Here is a 17,005-nt window from a genome sequence, read left to right as displayed (position 1 = left end):
AACCTCGTTAGTAAATTTTGTTTCACCTATTGACTTTTCAGCTCAGGGAACTTGTCTAGCGGTTCCCGGTCAATTTCGCAGTGCTGAACTGCACGAGTTATGTGTCGGAGGTTTTTTCGTATGACCACTTCTTTGCAACCTGCTTATGCCTTGGTTCCGGGTGCAAACCTGGAAGCCTATGTGCATACGGTAAACAGCATTCCACTGCTGACGCCTGAGCAGGAGCGTGAACTGGCCGAGAGTCTCTATTACGAGCAGGATCTGGGGGCGGCTCGGCAGATGGTGCTCGCCCACCTGCGATTTGTCGTGCATATCGCACGCAGTTATTCCGGTTATGGGCTGGCTCAGGCTGACCTGATTCAGGAAGGTAACGTTGGCCTGATGAAGGCCGTTAAGCGCTTCAACCCCGAGATGGGCGTGCGTCTGGTGTCCTTTGCAGTGCACTGGATCAAAGCAGAAATTCACGAGTTCATCCTGCGCAACTGGCGCATCGTGAAGGTCGCGACCACCAAGGCTCAGCGCAAGTTGTTCTTTAACCTGCGCAGTCAGAAGAAGCGTCTGGCCTGGCTGAACAACGAAGAAGTGCATCGCGTAGCAGAAAGCCTGGGCGTCGAGCCCCGTGAAGTGCGTGAGATGGAAAGCCGTCTGACCGGCCATGATATGGCGTTCGACCCGGCAGCAGAAGCTGACGACGACAGCGCTTTCCAGTCGCCGGCCAACTACCTGGAAGACCATCGTTACGATCCGGCGCGTCAGCTGGAAGATTCCGACTGGACTGACAGCTCGACGGCCAATCTGCACGAAGCGCTGAACGTGCTCGACGACCGCAGCCGAGATATTCTCTATCAACGCTGGCTGGCGGAAGAAAAAGCGACGCTGCATGACCTGGCCGAGAAGTACAACGTCTCTGCCGAGCGGATTCGTCAGCTTGAGAAGAGCGCGATGAACAAGCTGAAGCTGTCGATCGCTGCCTGATCGCCGCGCCGAAACGCAAAACGCCCCGATATGATCGGGGCGTTTTTGTTTGTGGGGCCGACGCTAAATCTGGTTGCCTCCAACGACAATCCGTAGGAGCCGGCTTGCTGGCGAACCTCATATGGCATTCGTTAGCTAGTGTCTGAACGCGCGCATTCGCCAGCAAGCCCGCTACGGATTTGCGTGGATTGATCCATAGGCGTCGTGTCAGGCGTGAAGGCCGGCGCCCCGAGAACGCCTTCGCGGGCAAGCGCGCTCCTACGCCCTGCGGGCAGAGGCAGACCGCGTTCCATGCCATGTTATCTCGGGACTTTAGACCTGCGAGATGGTTACCACGGGGATTACCGGCGTGGATGCAGATTGATGGACGACGCAAATCAACTGTAGGAGCGCGCTTGCCCGCGAATGCGGTGTGTCAGTCACCTCTTTATCCACTGACAGGGGGCGTTCGCCAGCAAGCCGGCTCCTACAGGGATCGTGGCTTACCACTTGCGGCTGTGATTCAGCCCCGTCAAATACTCATCCCCACCCAGCTGCCTCATCTGCTGGCGGATCCAGCCTGCGCGGCGTGAGACGTAGCTGCTGGGATGGCTTGCGCTCCATTCCCGGGGGTTGGGCAGGACGGCGGCCAAGTAACTCGCCTGTTGCGTGGACAGCTGGCTCGCATTCACATGAAAGTGATGCTGCGCAGCGGCCTGGGCGCCGAAGACCCCGTCGTCCCATTCCACGCTGTTCAGGTACACCTCGAGAATGCGCTGCTTGGACCAGAACACCTCGATCAGCCCGGTAAACCAGGCTTCAAGACCCTTGCGAAAATAGCTGCGGCCCGACCACAGAAACAGGTTTTTCGACACCTGCTGGCTCAGCGTACTCGCCCCGCGCAGTGAACCGCCGCGTTCGTTGTGAACCAGTGCGGCCTGGATGGCGTCGATATCGAAACCCCAATGCTCGGCGAACTTCTGATCCTCGCCAGCGATGACGGCGATTTTCAGGTCATTGGAGATGTTGTCCCATGATTCCCAGTCGCGCTGCAGGTCAATGGGCTGCCCGTCGAACCAGGATTCGATCTTGCGTTCGACCATCAATGCGGTGAAGGGAGGAGGGACCCAGCGAAAAATCAGTACCAGCACGACACTTGCCGCTGCGAACCAGAGCAGGCCTTTGGTGACACGACGGAGGAGTAATTGCAGCATAGAGATGGCTTGGCCGAACCGGTTGAGCGGGCCATTATACAGACCACGCGTCATTGAACTTGCCTGGAGTTGTACATGTTACGAACCTTTCTGATGCTGGCCTCCTTCTTCGGATTCACCGGCGTTGCCCTTGGCGCGTTCGCGGCCCATGGCCTGAAAAATCGCCTGACGCCCGAGTACCTGGCGGTCTTCCACACCGGCGTGCTCTATCAGCTGATTCATGCGCTGGCGATTTTCGGCGTGGCACTGCTGGCGATGCAGATCCAGGGCCGGCTCGTGACTTACGCAGGGATCTCTTTCACACTGGGCATCATCCTGTTTTCCGGCAGCCTTTACCTGATGACGCTGACCGGCGCGACCAAGCTGGGCATCATCACTCCCTTCGGCGGCCTGTTTTTCCTGATCGGTTGGGCCATTCTTGGCTGGACGGCATGGCGCCTGGGCCTCGACACGCTCTGATCCCGAATGCGTGCGCTTATGTCGAGCGCGCAGCAACCCTCGGCCACGCCTGAGACGAATGGCGTGGCTTTGCCTTGGTCATACCGGCCGATCGGGCTAGAATGCTCGCCCCCTAAAATGATGGCTGCCCCCTCGCATGCGCATTCAGTTGAACGGTGAATCCTTTGAGCTTCCCGACGGCGAGACCGTCGCAGGATTGCTGACACGTCTGGATCTGACCGGGCGCCGAGTCGCCGTCGAGCTCAATCTGGACATCGTCCCGCGCAGCCAGCATGCCGCCACGACGCTGACCGAAGGCGATCAGGTCGAAGTGGTGCACGCCATCGGTGGCGGTTAGCCTTCGACGTGCCGCAGGCCTGATCCGCAAGCACTGCAAGAACCTCAACCGTAAAGAGGAATTCAGATGAGCAACGTTCGCAGCGACAAGCCGTTTACCGTGGCCGGTCGTACTTTTCAGTCGCGCCTGCTGGTCGGCACTGGCAAGTACACGGACATGGAACAGACCCGACTGGCCATCGAAGCCTCGGGCGCCGAGATTGTCACCGTTGCCGTGCGCCGGACCAACCTGGGGCAGAACCCGGGCGAACCGAACCTGCTGGACGTGCTGCCGCCGGACCGCTACACCATCCTGCCGAACACTGCCGGTTGCTACGACGCCATCGAAGCCGTGCGCACCTGCCGTCTGGCCCGCGAGCTGCTCGATGGCCACAATCTGGTCAAGCTGGAAGTCCTCGCTGACCAGAAAACCCTGTTCCCCAATGTCATCGAGACCCTAAAGGCAGCCGAAACGCTGGTTCGGGACGGCTTCGACGTCATGGTCTACACCAGCGATGACCCGATCATTGCCCGTCAGCTCGCCGAAATCGGTTGCTGCGCGGTGATGCCCCTCGCGGGCCTGATCGGTACTGGCCTGGGGATCTGCAACCCGTACAACCTGCAGATCATCCTCGAAGAATCGAAAGTCCCGGTGCTGGTGGATGCCGGTGTCGGGACTGCGTCCGATGCCACTATCGCCATGGAACTGGGATGCGAAGCGGTGCTGATGAACTCGGCCATCGCTCACGCGCAGCACCCGGTGCTGATGGCCGAAGCCATGAAGCACGCCATTCTGGCGGGACGCATGGCTTACCTGGCCGGTCGTATGCCCAAGAAACTCTATGCCAGCGCATCCTCGCCGCTGGATGGTCTGATCAAGTAAGAGCCTGTTGATGATTGATTCGCAAACGCCCGACCCACTTCCGGACGATGAAGTGATGAATGACGAAAATGCCAAAGCGCCAGGCGATGACAGCCATCACCGCCGCATCAAGAGCTTCGTGATGCGCGCCGGTCGCATGACCGAAGGCCAGCAACGCGGCCTGGACCAAGGCAAAGAACGGTTCGTGCTGCCGCTGGCGGACGCCCCGGTGGATTTTGATCAGGTGTTTGGTCGTTCGGCGCCGCGTACCCTCGAAATCGGTTTCGGCATGGGGCACTCGCTGCTGGAGATGGCTGCCGCCGCGCCAGAGCAGGATTTCATCGGCGTGGAGGTGCACCGTCCGGGCGTCGGTGCCTTGCTCAACGGTGTGCTGACCCAGGGGCTTACCAACCTGCGGGTTTATGATTGCGATGCAATCGAAGTGCTCAACCGTTGTGTGGCTGACAACAGCCTGGACCGGCTGATGCTGTTCTTCCCTGATCCGTGGCACAAGTCGCGCCATCACAAGCGCCGTATCGTCCAGGCCGAGTTTGCCGAACTGGTACGCACCAAGTTGAAGCCGGGCGGCGTGCTGCATATGGCGACCGACTGGGAACCGTATGCCGAATACATGCTGGAAGTCATGAATGTGGCCCCGGGTTACCGCAACCTGGCCGAAGACGGTAAATGCGTTCCGCGCCCTGCGGAACGTCCGATCACCAAGTTCGAGCGCCGTGGCGAACGCCTCGGCCACGGGGTTTGGGATCTGAAATTCGAGAAGCTGGCCTGATCACTTCTCGACCAGAGGCGGCCCTTGCGGCCGCTTTTGAGTTTTTACGGCTCATTTCAGCCGCTAATTGCCTCGTATGACGAACCCTTCGATTTCTTCCTAAGAAGGCTACAAGGTCTTCGGAATCGTCCGACATCCATTTTCAGTTCTTATCTTCATAGTCCCCGCCGTTGCATATATCACTATTGATGACGAGGAATGAAGATGAACAAATTTTGGCAAATGGCTGCTATCGCCACGCTGATCGCGACCACCAGCGGCTGTGTCAGCTACAACGTCAGCCAGCCAAGCGCTTCGCTGTCCGGCGATGTGAAGACTGATCTGAAGGCTGATGTCAAAGTCGGTGAAGCCATCAGCGGCGAGTCGTCCACCAATGTGCTGTTCGGCTGGTTGAACATCGGCGGCGACACTCAGTTCGCTGACGGCGTGACCTACGGCGGTGCGAGCGGCGGTGGCATGGGCCTGCCTCTTCCGGACCCGATTTCCTCCACCAAGGCAGCCGCTGCGTTCAAGGCCGTCAAATCGTCCGGTTCCGACCTGATCGTCGCGCCGCGCTATGAGGTTACCGTCAACGATTACTTCATCTTCAAGCAAGTGAACGTGAAAGTGACCGGCAATAAAGGCAGCATCCAGAGCATTCGCTAATGGGCTGATCGCATTCGGCAACAGCGGAGTGTGATGTCTTGAGAGCGCCCTTCCCGCCATGGCGGGCAAGGGCGCTTTTGCATTTCCGGTCGGTTACTTCCGATCGGCCACGACCCCGATCAACACCAGCACCACCACCAACACCGGCGCCAGGCTGTAGTTGTTGAACTGGCTCAAGCCGCGCACGACCCACGGCGTGGCATAAATCAGCGCAGCGCCACTGCCGACGGTGCAGAGCAGCGCCATGATCGGAATGCGCAGAGCGCCGGCAAAGCTGCCGATGCGGCCTTCGATCCAGCCCTTGATGTCCGTCCCGAACAGAATCAGCAGACAGCCCACCAATGCCAGGGAGATTTCCGACAAATTGCTGCGACTCCAGCGCGAGACAGTGGCCAGCAAGTCGAGTACGAATTCCATTCAGTGTCCTTAGTGTTGAGCCTTACAGAAGAAAGTGCTGCAGCAGGTCGTTGAGGAATAACTGGCCGCGAGGGGTCGCCACCAGCCGTGACGGATCGGTTTCCAGCAAGCAGCGTTGTTCCGCCTCAAGACGGGCGCTGGCGAGCGAATCGACGCTTAGACCGGTGCGGCGCTGAAATAATGCAGCGTCCACGCCTTTTGTCAGGCGCAGGGCGTTCATCAAAAACTCAAACGGCATCTCATCCAGTGGCAGCAGCTTTTCGCCAGCTTGATAGGCCTTGGCCGGATTGAGGTAATCCTTGGGCAATCGGGTTTTCCAGGTGCGGATGATGCGCCCGTCCGGGTGGCTGAGCTTGCCGTGGGCCCCCGCGCCGATCCCGATAAAGTCCCCGAAGCTCCAGTAATTCAGGTTATGTCGCGCTTCGCGTCCCGGTTGGGCGTAAGCCGACACTTCGTATTGGGCGTAGCCGTTTTCCCGAAGCAGGGTCTGACCGGCCTCTTGAATGTCCCAGAGGATGTCGTCTTCCGGCAGTGTGGGCGGCTGATTCCAGAAGACTGTATTCGGCTCAAGGGTCAGCTGATACCAGGAAATGTGCGTCGGTGCGAGGGCGATCGCCTGACGCAGATCGCCAAGCGCGTCTTCCTGGGATTGATCCGGCAAGCCATGCATCAGGTCCAGGTTGAAGTTGTCGAAACCTGCCTGACGGGCCATGTCCGCCGCGCGCACGGCCTCATCGCCGTTATGGATACGCCCGAGCGCCTTGAGCTTGGCTTCCTGAAAGCTCTGGATGCCGATGGACAGCCGATTGATGCCCAAGCCCCGATACGCGCTGAATTTCACCTGCTCGAAGGTGCCGGGGTTGGCTTCCAGCGTAATCTCGATGTCGGGCGCGAAGCGGATGCGTTGCTCAACACCGCGCAGCAGACGTCCCAGCGCATCGGCGCTGAACAGGCTGGGCGTACCGCCACCGAAAAAGATCGTGCTCAACTCGCGGCCGTAGACGTGGGGCAAGTCCTGGTCGAGATCGGCCAGCAGCGCGTCGACGTACTCCTGCTCCGGCAATACGGGGCTCGCCGTGTGGGAGTTGAAATCGCAATACGGGCATTTGCGCACGCACCACGGGATATGGATGTACAGCGAAAGCGGCGGCAGATCGGCAAGCGGCGCCCGCGGCTGCTCAGAGGAGAAACCGGCCGCGCCGAGAATCAGCGGCCGGGTCGTGGAATCCTGAGTCATTGCTGATCAGGGCTCAGCCCCAGACGCTGACGCAGGATGGCCATGGCGCGGGCGCGGTGGCTGATCTGGTTCTTGTCGGCCGGGGTGAGTTCGGCGCTTGAGCAGTTGCGCTCCGGCACCCAGAACAGCGGGTCATAACCAAAGCCCTGCTCGCCGCTGGCGGCGGTGAGGATGCGGCCGTGCCACAGGCCTTCGCAGAGGATCGGCAGCGGGTCGTCGGCGTGGCGCACGAGTGCCAGCACGCAGACGAACTGGGCGCCGCGTTGCTCGGCGGGGACGTCCTTGAGGGCGTCCAGCAATTTCGCGTTGTTTGCCGCATCACCCTGGCCGTCGGCGTAACGCGCGGAATAGATGCCCGGCGCACCGCCCAGGTAATCCACCGCCAGCCCCGAGTCATCGGCCAGCGCCGGCAGACCGGAAATACGCGCGGCATTGCGCGCCTTGAGGATGGCGTTCTCGACGAACGACAGCCCGGTTTCTTCTGGCTCCACGGTGCTGAACTCGCCGATCGAGCGCAGATGTACGCTGGCGCCGAGCATGGCCTGAAGTTCTTTGAGTTTGCCGGCGTTGTGGCTGGCCAGTACGAGCTGGGTGAGGTTCATGATGAGTCCGTGAAAATCGGCTGCGTGAAAATCTGCTGATTGAAGCTGAGCGCATTCGCGTCGCTGTCGCCCTTCAGGTTTGGAAGCGAGACGCTGACGCTGGACGAGCGATGATCATTCACCGCTCGGCATTGGGTCACACGGCAATCTGGTGGTCCTGCAAGCCTGGGCTGCTGACCCGATAGATGCCGATTTCCCCCAACAGGTTAGGCCAAAGCTTGCTGGCCCAGCCGTGCCGATGCTGTTGATCGACCGCCAGCCGATCAATGACCTTCGCCGAGCGACCCCGGCACAGCTCTTCGAAATCTTCGAAGGTGCAGAAGTGGATATTCGGCGTGTTGTACCAGGTGTACGGCAGGAACTCGGAAACCGGCATCCGCCCCTTGCTCGCCAGGTACCAGCGGCAACGCCAGTGCCCGAAGTTGGGAAAGGTGATGATGCACTGACGGCCCACGCGCAGCATTTCGTCGAGGATGCGGTCCGGATAGTGCACGGCCTGAAGCGCCTGGGTCATCACCACAACATCGAAACTGTTGCTGGCGAAGTTGCCCAGCCCCTTGTCCAGATCCTGTTCGATGACATTGACGCCCCGCGCCACGCAGCGCGCGATGTTATCGGCGTCGTTTTCCAGGCCGTAGCCCGTCACTTGTTTGTGCTGCTGCAGCCAGGCCAGCAATTCGCCGTCGCCGCAGCCAAGGTCGAGCACACGGCTGCCTGCCGGTATCCAGTCTTGGATGATTTCCAGGTCGGCTCTCATGGTGTCCTCAGAGTGCAATTCGGTTCATGTAGCTGGAGAAGGCCTGCAAGTAGCGCGGGATCGGGATCAGGAAGGCGTCGTGGCCCTGGGGCGCATCAATCTCCAGATAGCAGACGTCCTTTTTCGCCGCCATCAGCGCGTCGACCAACTCACGCGAGCGGGCCGGGGAGAAGCGCCAGTCGGTGGTGAACGACATCACGCAGAACCTGGCGCTGGCATTGGCGAAGGTGGCGGCGAGGTTGTCGTTGAAGTTGGCGGCCGGATCGAAGTAGTCCAACGCCTTGGTCATCAGCAGGTAGGTGTTGGCGTCGAAACGCCCGGAAAACTCCTCGCCCTGATACCGCAGGTAGCTTTCGACCTGGAATTCCACGCTGTGGAAGTCGTAGTTGAGGTTTTCGTTTTTCAGGCCCCGGCCGAATTTCTCACCCATCGAGTCATCGGACAGGTACGTGATGTGCCCGACCATGCGTGCCAGCATCAGGCCGCGCTTGGGGATCACGCCGTGTTCCTGAAACGAGCCGCCGTGGAATTCCGGGTCCGTCAGGATCGCCTGCCGCGCGACTTCGTTGAACGCGATGTTCTGCGCCGACAGCTTGGGCGCGGAAGCAATCGCCAGACAGTGCCGCACACGCTCGGGGTAGGTGATCGTCCATTGCAGCGCCTGCATGCCGCCCAGGCTGCCGCCGACGATGGCGGCCCATTGATCGACGCCCAGCCTGTCGGCCAGACGCGCCTGGCTGTGCACCCAGTCTTCGACCGTCAACACCGGGAAGTCGGCGCCAAAGGGCCTGCCGGTTTCCGGGTTGATGCTGCTGGGGCCGGTGGAGCCGTTGCAGCCGCCAAGGTTGTTCAGGCTGACGACGAAGAACGTGTCGGTGTCGATGGGTTTGCCGGGGCCGATGCAGCTGTCCCACCAGCCCGGCTTGCGGTCTTCGACGCTGTGGTAGCCCGCCGCGTGGTGATGACCCGACAGCGCGTGGCAAATCAGCACCGCGTTGCTCTTGGCGGCGTTGAGCTGGCCGTAGGTTTCGTAGATGAGATCGTAGGCAGGCAACGAACGGCCGCAGGCCAAGGCCAGCGGCTCATTGAAATGCGCCGTTTGCGGCGTGACTAGACCGACAGAATCTTTGGGAAAGACCGTGGACATCGACCTGCTCTCGCTGAAATGAGGCGTAAGTCTAAAGATCGCGCCGGGGTGCGGCAACAAAGTAAATGGCTGATTTCGCGGAGGGTAGCGCTTTGGATTCTGCCCGGAGGGCGTAGGAGCGTGGCTTGTCCCGCGATGGGTTGCGCAGCAATCCTGAAATCACACGGCGCGGTGGTTCAGCCATACCGAATTTTCAGGTTTACGACTGCTGCGCAGCCGATCGCGGGACAAGCCACGCTCCTACGCCGTCAGCAGGCGCGATGGTCGTAAGGCAGGGAAAAGGGCGACGGCAAATGACGTCGTCGCCCTGACTGTCAGATCAAACGCCACAGCTCTTGGGGCATTCCGGCGTAGGCCGCCAGCGCAGGCATGACGTAGGACTGCAGCACCTGAATCGCGATAAAGGCGAAGATCGGCGAGATGTCCATGCCGCCCAGGTTGGGGATGATGCGACGGAACGGCGCCAGGATTGGTTCGCTGATCTGGTAGGCCAGCTCGGCGGCCGGGTTGTGGCTGCCCGGAGCAATCCACGAAACGATGACCATGATGATCATCGCCACCCAGAAAATCTTCAGCAGCAGCGACGTGATACCGATGATCGACCACATCAACAGGTGCGGGATATCGCCGATGGTGCCGTAGGTCATCATCAGCACGAAGGCCATCAACAGCGCCTGAATGACGATCGCCAGCAGCAGCGAGGACGTGTCGAGTCCGAAGACGCTCGGCACGATGCGCCGAATAGGCTTGAGCAACGGCTGGGTCGCACGGACGGCGAACTGGCAGAGCGGGTTGTAGAAGTTGGCTTTGACCAGCTGCAGCACGAAGCGCAGCAGAACGATGGTCAGGTACAGGCTGATGAGCGTCTGGATGACGAAAATCGTGGCGCCGGTGAGTGCATTCATGAGTGGTTCCTTATTTGCCCAGCTGTTCGGCGAGTTCGGCGGAGCGATGTGCAGCGGCGCCCAGCGCCTTCTCCACAATGGCTTCGAAGCCGTCGGCCTGGAACGATTTGATGGCCGCTTCGGTGGTGCCCGCAGGCGAGGTCACACGGCGACGCAGTTCAGCTGCGTCGACGTCGCTGCCGGTCGCCATCAAAGCGGCGCCCAGCGCGGTTTGCAGGGTGAGCTTGCTGGCAACGTCAGCCGGCAGGCCGAGCTTTACGCCTGCGGCGGTCATGGCTTCGATCAGCAGGAAGAAATACGCCGGGCCGCTGCCTGATACCGCAGTCACGGCATCGATGTGCGCTTCTTCATCGACCCACAGTGCAATCCCGACCGCCGACAGCAACGTCTCGGCCTGCTCACGCTGTGCCTGGGTGACATCGGCGGTGGCGTACAGGCCGCTGACACCCTGGCGCAGCAGTGCGGGCGTGTTTGGCATGCAGCGCACGAGGGGTTGCTCGCCCAGCCAGGCCCGCATGCTCGCGCAGGTGATCCCGGCGGCAATGGACACGATCAATTGATGAGGCTTTAGCGCCGGCTTCAGCGCTTCGCACACGGATTTCATCATCTGCGGCTTGACTGCCAACAGCACCACATCGGCGCCTTCAATCGCTTCGGCGTTGTCGGCGACGACTGTGATGCCGTGTTCTTTTGCCACGCGCTCGCGGGTTTCTGCGCCCGGGTCACTGGCACGAATCAGCTCGGCGTCGACGCCCTGTGCGCGCATGCCGCCAATCAGGCTGGCAGCCATGTTGCCGGCGCCGATGAACGCGATACGGGTTTTGCTCATGAACGGTTTCCTGTGGGGCAAAGGTTAAGGCTGCCCATAATTGCGGGCGCCGAAGAGGGCAGTGCCAACCCGCACCCAGGTCGCGCCTTGTGCGATGGCGGCTTCGAGGTCGTGGCTCATGCCCATGGAAAGCGTGTCCAGCGGCAGGCCCAGTTGCGCCTGCAACGTGCTAACGGCGGCGAACGAAGCGTTCTGTTCGTCGCGGTCGTCGGTGGGTTCGGGAATGGCCATCAGGCCGCGCAGTTTCAGATTCGGCAGCGCGCTGATGGCCTGGGCCAGTGCAGGCAGGTCTTCAGGGCTGCAGCCTGACTTGCTGGCCTCGCCACTGACGTTGACCTGAATACAGATGTTCAGGGGTGGCAGCTCGGGCGGACGCTGTTCGGACAGCCGTTGCGCGATTTTCAGACGGTCCACGGAATGCACCCAGGCAAAATTCTCGGCGATGGCGCGAGTCTTGTTGGACTGGATGGGGCCGATGAAATGCCAGATCAAGGGCAGGTCGCTCAATTCGGCCTGTTTGCCGAGGGCTTCCTGAAGGTAGTTCTCGCCGAAATCGCGGAGCCCGGCGTCGTAGGCTTCCCGCAGATCGCTCGCCGGTTTGGTCTTGCTCACCGCCAACAGGCCGACAGAGGCCGGGTCGCGCTGCACCGCTTGCGCTGCGCTACGAATTCGCTCGGCGAGCGTTGAAATGTTCTCTGCTATCGTGGACATTGATTTGCGCCAGCAGGGCTAAAGTCTGCGGCATTCTATGTGATGAGGAGCTGTATGGATATTACCGAGCTGCTGGCCTTCAGTGCCAAGCAAGGCGCGTCGGACTTGCATCTCTCTGCCGGCCTGCCACCGATGATCCGAGTCGATGGCGATGTGCGGCGGATCAACCTGCCCGCATTGGACCAGAAAGAGGTTCAGGCGCTGATCTACGACATCATGAACGACAAGCAGCGCAAGGACTTCGAGGAGGATCTGGAGACAGACTTCTCCTTCGAGGTGCCGGGCGTGGCGCGCTTTCGGGTCAACGCTTTCAACCAGAATCGCGGCGCCGGCGCGGTGTTCCGGACCATTCCATCCAAGGTCCTGAGCATGGAAGAGCTGGGCATGGGCGAAGTGTTTCGCAAGATTACCGACGTGCCGCGCGGTCTGGTTTTGGTCACCGGTCCGACCGGCTCGGGCAAGTCGACCACTCTGGCGGCGATGGTCGATTACCTGAACAGCAACAAGCACCACCATATCCTCACCATCGAAGACCCGATCGAATTCGTCCACGAGTCCAAGAAAAGCCTGATCAACCAGCGCGAAGTCCATCGCGACACTCACGGCTTCGCCGAAGCGCTGCGTTCGGCGCTGCGGGAAGACCCTGACGTGATTCTGGTGGGTGAGCTGCGCGACCTCGAGACCATCCGTCTGGCGCTGACGGCGGCAGAAACCGGCCACCTGGTGTTCGGCACGTTGCACACCACGTCCGCGGCCAAGAGCATCGACCGGATCGTCGACGTGTTCCCGGCGCAGGAGAAGTCGATGATCCGCTCGATGCTCTCCGAGTCGCTCCACGCCATCGTGTCCCAGGCGCTGCTAAAGAAGGTCGGCGGGGGGCGTGTCGCGGCCCACGAGATCATGATCGGCACGTCGGCGATCCGTAACCTGATCCGCGAGGACAAGGTGGCGCAGATGTATTCGTCGATTCAGACCGGGGGATCGCTGGGAATGCAGACGCTGGATATGTGCCTGAAGGATCTGATCAGCAAGGGGCTGATCACGCGCGAGAGTGCGCGGGAGAAGGCAAAGACGCCGGATAACTTTTAACGAGTAGAGAAGGACCCTTGTAGGAGCGCGCTTGCCCGCGATCGCGGTGTGTCAGCCGAAGATGTTCAGCTGACAGATTGCAATCGCGGGCAAGCGCGCTCTTACAGTGAGTCGCGGCGAGATTTTATCGCTGGGCGATACGCACGGTGCCTTTCTGGCTCGGCGGCTGCTTTGGCAGCACACGCTTGGCGACGACGTAATGGCTGTCCCAGTACGGCTTCTTCAGCGTATCGATCGTCACGGATTTGCCACGGCGTGGCGCGTGAACGAATCGGTCGTTGCCGAGGTAGATCGCAACGTGATTCACCGTACGGCTCTTGATGTTGAAGAACAGCAAGTCGCCCGGCTTCAAATCCTTGCGGTCAACCTTCTGCCCGTGACCTTCTGCCATGGCGTTGGAGGTGCGCGGCAAATCGACTTCGCTCACGTCGTTGAAGGCATATTTCACCAGTCCGCTGCAGTCGAACCCTTTTGTTGGGCTGGTGCCGCCCCAACGATAAGGTGTACCGATGGCGTTAACGGCCCGGTTGACCACGGTGCTGCTCTGTTTGGTACCCATCTGCGCCGTGTTGGCCAGGGCGACAGTGTTCTGCGAAATCTTGCGAGTGCTGCGGGAAGATTTCCCTTTAACAGCTTTGGCTCGCTTGCCAGAGGTCTCGAGTGGAGTAGCCGTCTGTTCCAGTGCAGCCATTGCAGCTCGTTGAGCGGCAATGTTGCGTGAAACGGATTCCGGCGACTCGGACCTGGCGGTGAAACCGGTGAAGCTCGGTGGAAGCGTTTGCTCACGATTGGTGGCGTGGGCGGCCAGTGGCATAAATAGACAAATAGTCAGCCATGTCTTGAAAAATGGACGCATTAGGCAGGGCTCTTGTTGGTCAGCGCGCAACTTTATAACAGCTTTTTGCGAAATTCTGAGCCCCCTTGTCGAACAATTTACTGCCCTTAAAGTCAGTTTTGGCTGCAGAATCGTCTTCACACTATGCCGATCACCTTTCAGAACAAGGGTTTGCACGATTGAAAAGAGGTTCAAGCCATACGTCGGACGGCGTCACGAAAGTCACAAAACTTACGCATATTTTTTTCTATTGCAGCAGGCGAGGTCAACAATGAACACCTATCAACCTGACGTTCAGCGTCCGGACACCCACAGCAAGGTCATGGGCTATCTGCTCTGGATCGTGGGATTCACCGGCGCTCACCGGTTTTATTACGGCAAGCCGGTCACCGGTACGATCTGGTTTTTCACGTTGGGGCTGTTGGGCATTGGCTGGCTGATCGATCTGTTCCTGATTCCGGCGATGGATCGGGAGGCGGACCTGCGATTCAACGCGGGGTCGACCGATTACAGTCTCGCCTGGATTCTGCTGACCTTTCTGGGCGTGTTCGGTGTGCACCGGATGTATCAGGGCAAATGGATCACGGGGATCATCTACCTGCTGACAGGGGGATTGGCGCTGCTGGGCGTGCTGTACGACTTCTGGACGCTGAACGACCAGATCTCGATGAAGAATGCGCGCCGATAAATCACTCCCTGGCGACCGCGTAATCGGGTCGCACGCCGCACCCTGTGAATCCCTCCGCAGGGTGTCAGTTGCGTCTTCGCGGGGGCATGAATCTTTTCGCGGGCAAGCGCGCTCCTACACGGGATGTGCGTAGCCTGCGCAATCGGCGTCGAACGCAATACTCTTTGTAGGAGCGCGCTTGCCCGCGAATGCGTCGTGTCAGCCAACACTAATGGTCGGCCTCTGTCGCGTTCGCCAGCAAGCAGGCTCCTACAAGGTTACGGTTGGGAATCTCAACCGTTATAGCTCACCCGCCCATCCACAAACGTGTACTTCACGGCACTCGGCAGGCAATGGCCGAGGAACGGGCAGTTCTCGCCTTTCGACAGCCACTTCTCGCCCGCCACCGTCGACGCAGCAGGGTCGAACAGCACCAGGTCCGCAGGAGAGCCTGCGATCAGCCTTCCCGCGGGCAGGCGCAGCGCTTCGGCGGGTCCCGAACTAAGGCGTGCAAGTAGCGTCGGCAGGTCCAGCAGACCGTCTTCGACCAGCGTCATCGCCAGGGGCAGCAACAACTCCACGCTGCTGATGCCCGGCTCGGTCGCGCCGAACGGGGCCAGCTTCGCATCACGCTCATGGGGCTGGTGATGACTTGAGATCGCCTGTACCACACCCGACTTCACCGCTTCACGCAGCGCGTCGCGGTCTGCACGTGTGCGCAACGGCGGCTGTACGTGATAGAGGCTTGAGAAGCCCGTCAGCGCCTCGTCGGTCAGTATCAACTGATACAGCGCCACATCCGCCGTCACCGGCAGGCCGCGTGCCTGCGCCTGAGCAATCAACGCCACGCCGCGCGCACTGGTCAGCTGCGTGAAATGCGCGCGCACACCGCTTTGCTCGACCAGCAGCAGGTCACGCGCCAGTGCCACCGTCTCAGCCGTTTCCGGAATGCCCGGCAGACCAAGGAAAGCAGCCGTCGGGCCGTCGTGGGCCAGACCGCCTTCAGCGAGATCGTGGTCCTGAGAGTTGAAAATCACGGTCAGATCGAACGTCGCCGCGTATTCGAGGGCACGGCACAACGTGCGGTTGCTGCGGAAATTGACCATGCCGTTGGTGAACGCCACGCAGCCCGCGTCGCGCAGGGCAATCAGCTCGGCCAGTTGCTCGCCTTCCAGACCCTTGCTCAGCGCACCGATAGGGAAGACCTTGCTGTGGCCGGCCTCGCGGGCGCGGTCGAGGATCAGCTCGGCAACGGCAGACGTGTCGAGCACCGGTTTTGTACGCGGCGGGCAGCACAGGCTGGTGACGCCGCCTGCTGCTGCGGCGCGGGTTTCGCTGGCAATGTTGCCCTTGCGGCTATAACCCGGCTCGCGCAACGACACGTTCAGGTCGACCAGGCCGGGTGCGGCGATCAGGCCGGCGGCGTCAATGGTTTCCGTCGGGCTGAAGTCGGCAGGGGCCGCGCCGAGGGCGAGAACCTTGCCCGCTTCAAGATGGATGTCGGTGACTTGATCCAGACCGCTGACAGGGTCGATGACGCGAGCGCCGAGGATGCTGAACTTCACTGGGCGATCTCCTGCTCGAACTGACGTTGTGCGGTTTGGCCACTCATGGCCATGGACAGAACGGCCATGCGCACGGCAATGCCGTAGGTCACCTGATTGAGAATGACCGAGTGCGCGCCGTCGGCCACTGCCGACTCGATCTCCACGCCGCGGTTGATCGGGCCCGGGTGCATCACGATGGCATCGGGCTTGGCGCCGGCCAGGCGTGCGGTGGTCAGGCCGAACAAGCGGTAGAACTCACCCTCGCTCGGCAGCAGGCCGCCCGACATACGCTCGCGTTGCAGGCGCAGCATGATCACTACGTCGACGTCTTTCAGGCCTTCGGTCAGATCGGTGTACACCTTAACCCCGTATTGCTCGACGCCCACCGGCAGCAGGGTTTTCGGCGCGACTACGCGGATGTCCGGGCAGCCCAGCGCCTTGAGCGCGATCATGTTCGAGCGCGCCACGCGGGAATGCAGGATATCGCCGACGATCGCCACCGAGAGGTTTTCGAAATTCCCCTTGTGGCGGCGGATGGTCAGCATGTCCAGCATGCCTTGGGTCGGGTGCGCATGACGGCCGTCGCCGCCGTTGATGATCGCCACCTGCGGGCTGACATGTTCGGCGATGAAGTGTGCCGCACCGGAGTCACCGTGGCGCACGACGAACATGTCGGCGGCCATGGCCTCAAGGTTGCGCAGCGTATCGAACAGCGTCTCGCCCTTGCTGGTCGAGGAGGTCGATACGTTCAGCGTGATGACATCCGCCGATAACCTTTGCGCCGCCAGCTCGAACGTGGTGCGGGTGCGGGTCGAGTTTTCGAAGAACACGTTGCACACGGTCTTGCCGCGCAGCAACGGGACCTTCTTCACCGCCCGGGCGCCGACTTCGAGGAAGGAGTCGGCGGTGTCGAGGATTTCGGTGAGCAGTTCGCGGGGCAAACCGTCGAGGGAGAGGAAGTGCTGCAGCTGGCCCTGATGGTTCAGTTGCAGCGGGCGCTTGGCGTCGAGAGGCGTCATCGCA

At 60.9% G+C, this 17,005-nt stretch carries 20 protein-coding genes; 8 read left to right on the top strand and 12 right to left on the bottom strand.

All coding sequences use genetic code 11. The annotated features are described in order from the left end of the window. Positions 1-120: 120 nt before the first annotated feature. Positions 121-975, top strand: a complete 855-nt coding sequence (rpoH, locus tag ACQKEN_RS19510) for an RNA polymerase sigma factor RpoH (RefSeq protein WP_037018833.1) — start codon at positions 121-123, stop codon at positions 973-975. Positions 976-1,457: 482 nt separating this feature from the next. Here rpoH and mtgA read toward each other — a convergent pair whose 3' ends face one another. Beyond that, a complete protein-coding gene (gene mtgA, locus ACQKEN_RS19505) occupies positions 1,458-2,168 on the bottom strand; it encodes a monofunctional biosynthetic peptidoglycan transglycosylase (RefSeq protein ID WP_427688019.1) in 711 nt (236 codons plus the stop codon). Between the two features lie 75 nt (positions 2,169-2,243). Here mtgA and ACQKEN_RS19500 point away from each other — a divergent pair, with 75 nt between their 5' ends. The 5 genes from ACQKEN_RS19500 to ACQKEN_RS19480 all read left to right on the top strand — a co-directional run bounded on the left by ACQKEN_RS19500 (position 2,244) and on the right by ACQKEN_RS19480 (position 5,239). After that, a complete protein-coding gene (locus ACQKEN_RS19500; protein WP_065991125.1) occupies positions 2,244-2,627 on the top strand; it encodes a DUF423 domain-containing protein in 384 nt (127 codons plus the stop codon). Positions 2,628-2,763: 136 nt separating this feature from the next. Continuing rightward, complete coding sequence (gene thiS, locus ACQKEN_RS19495; protein WP_192172987.1) at positions 2,764-2,964, top strand: sulfur carrier protein ThiS; 201 nt, start codon at positions 2,764-2,766, stop codon at positions 2,962-2,964. Positions 2,965-3,030: 66 nt separating this feature from the next. After that, positions 3,031-3,825, top strand: a complete 795-nt coding sequence (locus tag ACQKEN_RS19490; RefSeq protein WP_074892362.1) for a thiazole synthase — start codon at positions 3,031-3,033, stop codon at positions 3,823-3,825. Between the two features lie 55 nt (positions 3,826-3,880). Then, entirely contained in the window at positions 3,881-4,594 is a 714-nt protein-coding gene (gene trmB, locus ACQKEN_RS19485) for a tRNA (guanosine(46)-N7)-methyltransferase TrmB (protein ID WP_427688064.1), read from the top strand. A gap of 204 nt (positions 4,595-4,798) precedes the next feature. Next, entirely contained in the window at positions 4,799-5,239 is a 441-nt protein-coding gene (locus tag ACQKEN_RS19480) for a hypothetical protein (protein ID WP_065991133.1), read from the top strand. Between the two features lie 93 nt (positions 5,240-5,332). On the opposite strand, the gene ACQKEN_RS19475 is transcribed toward ACQKEN_RS19480, so the two are convergent. The 8 genes from ACQKEN_RS19475 to ACQKEN_RS19440 all read right to left on the bottom strand — a co-directional run bounded on the left by ACQKEN_RS19475 (position 5,333) and on the right by ACQKEN_RS19440 (position 11,844). After that, positions 5,333-5,656: a DUF3392 domain-containing protein gene (locus ACQKEN_RS19475; RefSeq protein ID WP_427688016.1), complete on the bottom strand. Its 324-nt coding sequence runs from the start codon at positions 5,654-5,656 to the stop codon at positions 5,333-5,335. Between the two features lie 22 nt (positions 5,657-5,678). Beyond that, a complete protein-coding gene (hemW, locus tag ACQKEN_RS19470) occupies positions 5,679-6,893 on the bottom strand; it encodes a radical SAM family heme chaperone HemW (RefSeq protein ID WP_427688014.1) in 1,215 nt (404 codons plus the stop codon). After that, the gene (rdgB, locus tag ACQKEN_RS19465; RefSeq protein WP_427688062.1) at positions 6,890-7,498 is read right to left on the bottom strand and encodes an RdgB/HAM1 family non-canonical purine NTP pyrophosphatase; all 609 of its coding nucleotides are present in this window, start codon (positions 7,496-7,498) and stop codon (positions 6,890-6,892) included. Before rdgB ends, hemW begins: the two co-directional genes overlap by 4 nt. Before the next feature lie 133 nt (positions 7,499-7,631). Further along, on the bottom strand, positions 7,632-8,252 hold the full coding sequence (gene metW, locus ACQKEN_RS19460; RefSeq protein WP_037018844.1) for a methionine biosynthesis protein MetW: 621 nt from the start codon (positions 8,250-8,252) through the stop codon (positions 7,632-7,634). Between the two features lie 7 nt (positions 8,253-8,259). After that, positions 8,260-9,399 (bottom strand): homoserine O-succinyltransferase MetX, encoded by a 1,140-nt coding sequence (gene metX / locus ACQKEN_RS19455; RefSeq protein ID WP_427688012.1) that lies wholly within the window; start codon positions 9,397-9,399, stop codon positions 8,260-8,262. 314 nt (positions 9,400-9,713) lie between these two features. Further along, complete coding sequence (locus ACQKEN_RS19450) at positions 9,714-10,304, bottom strand: YggT family protein (protein WP_065991147.1); 591 nt, start codon at positions 10,302-10,304, stop codon at positions 9,714-9,716. A gap of 10 nt (positions 10,305-10,314) precedes the next feature. After that, a complete protein-coding gene (gene proC / locus ACQKEN_RS19445) occupies positions 10,315-11,133 on the bottom strand; it encodes a pyrroline-5-carboxylate reductase (RefSeq protein ID WP_427688010.1) in 819 nt (272 codons plus the stop codon). 24 nt (positions 11,134-11,157) lie between these two features. Next, positions 11,158-11,844 (bottom strand): YggS family pyridoxal phosphate-dependent enzyme, encoded by a 687-nt coding sequence (locus ACQKEN_RS19440; protein WP_427688008.1) that lies wholly within the window; start codon positions 11,842-11,844, stop codon positions 11,158-11,160. A 54-nt stretch (positions 11,845-11,898) separates the two neighbouring features. Between ACQKEN_RS19440 and ACQKEN_RS19435 the strand changes: the two genes are divergently transcribed. After that, positions 11,899-12,933: a type IV pilus twitching motility protein PilT gene (locus tag ACQKEN_RS19435; protein ID WP_074892369.1), complete on the top strand. Its 1,035-nt coding sequence runs from the start codon at positions 11,899-11,901 to the stop codon at positions 12,931-12,933. A 124-nt stretch (positions 12,934-13,057) separates the two neighbouring features. Here ACQKEN_RS19435 and ACQKEN_RS19430 read toward each other — a convergent pair whose 3' ends face one another. Next, positions 13,058-13,789: a C40 family peptidase gene (locus tag ACQKEN_RS19430; RefSeq protein WP_427688006.1), complete on the bottom strand. Its 732-nt coding sequence runs from the start codon at positions 13,787-13,789 to the stop codon at positions 13,058-13,060. Between the two features lie 250 nt (positions 13,790-14,039). Here ACQKEN_RS19430 and ACQKEN_RS19425 point away from each other — a divergent pair, with 250 nt between their 5' ends. Beyond that, complete coding sequence (locus ACQKEN_RS19425; protein WP_427688004.1) at positions 14,040-14,456, top strand: NINE protein; 417 nt, start codon at positions 14,040-14,042, stop codon at positions 14,454-14,456. Positions 14,457-14,728: 272 nt separating this feature from the next. Here the strand turns inward: ACQKEN_RS19425 and ACQKEN_RS19420 are convergent, their stop codons facing one another. Next, positions 14,729-16,000, bottom strand: coding sequence for a dihydroorotase (locus tag ACQKEN_RS19420; protein ID WP_427688002.1), 1,272 nt, complete (start codon positions 15,998-16,000; stop codon positions 14,729-14,731). Beyond that, positions 15,997-17,001 carry an aspartate carbamoyltransferase catalytic subunit gene (locus ACQKEN_RS19415; protein WP_192135527.1) on the bottom strand — a complete coding sequence of 335 codons (1,005 nt, stop codon included), beginning with the start codon at positions 16,999-17,001 and terminating at the stop codon, positions 15,997-15,999. The genes ACQKEN_RS19420 and ACQKEN_RS19415 overlap by 4 nt, the downstream gene beginning before the upstream one ends. Between the last annotated feature and the right edge of the window lie 4 nt (positions 17,002-17,005).

The sequence above is a fragment of the Pseudomonas sp. NPDC078416 genome (genome assembly GCF_050268485.1).
In the GTDB taxonomy this organism is placed as follows: domain Bacteria; phylum Pseudomonadota; class Gammaproteobacteria; order Pseudomonadales; family Pseudomonadaceae; genus Aquipseudomonas.
The sequence above is the reverse complement of the archived record's forward strand: the minus strand, read 5'-3'. Positions and strand labels throughout refer to the sequence as shown.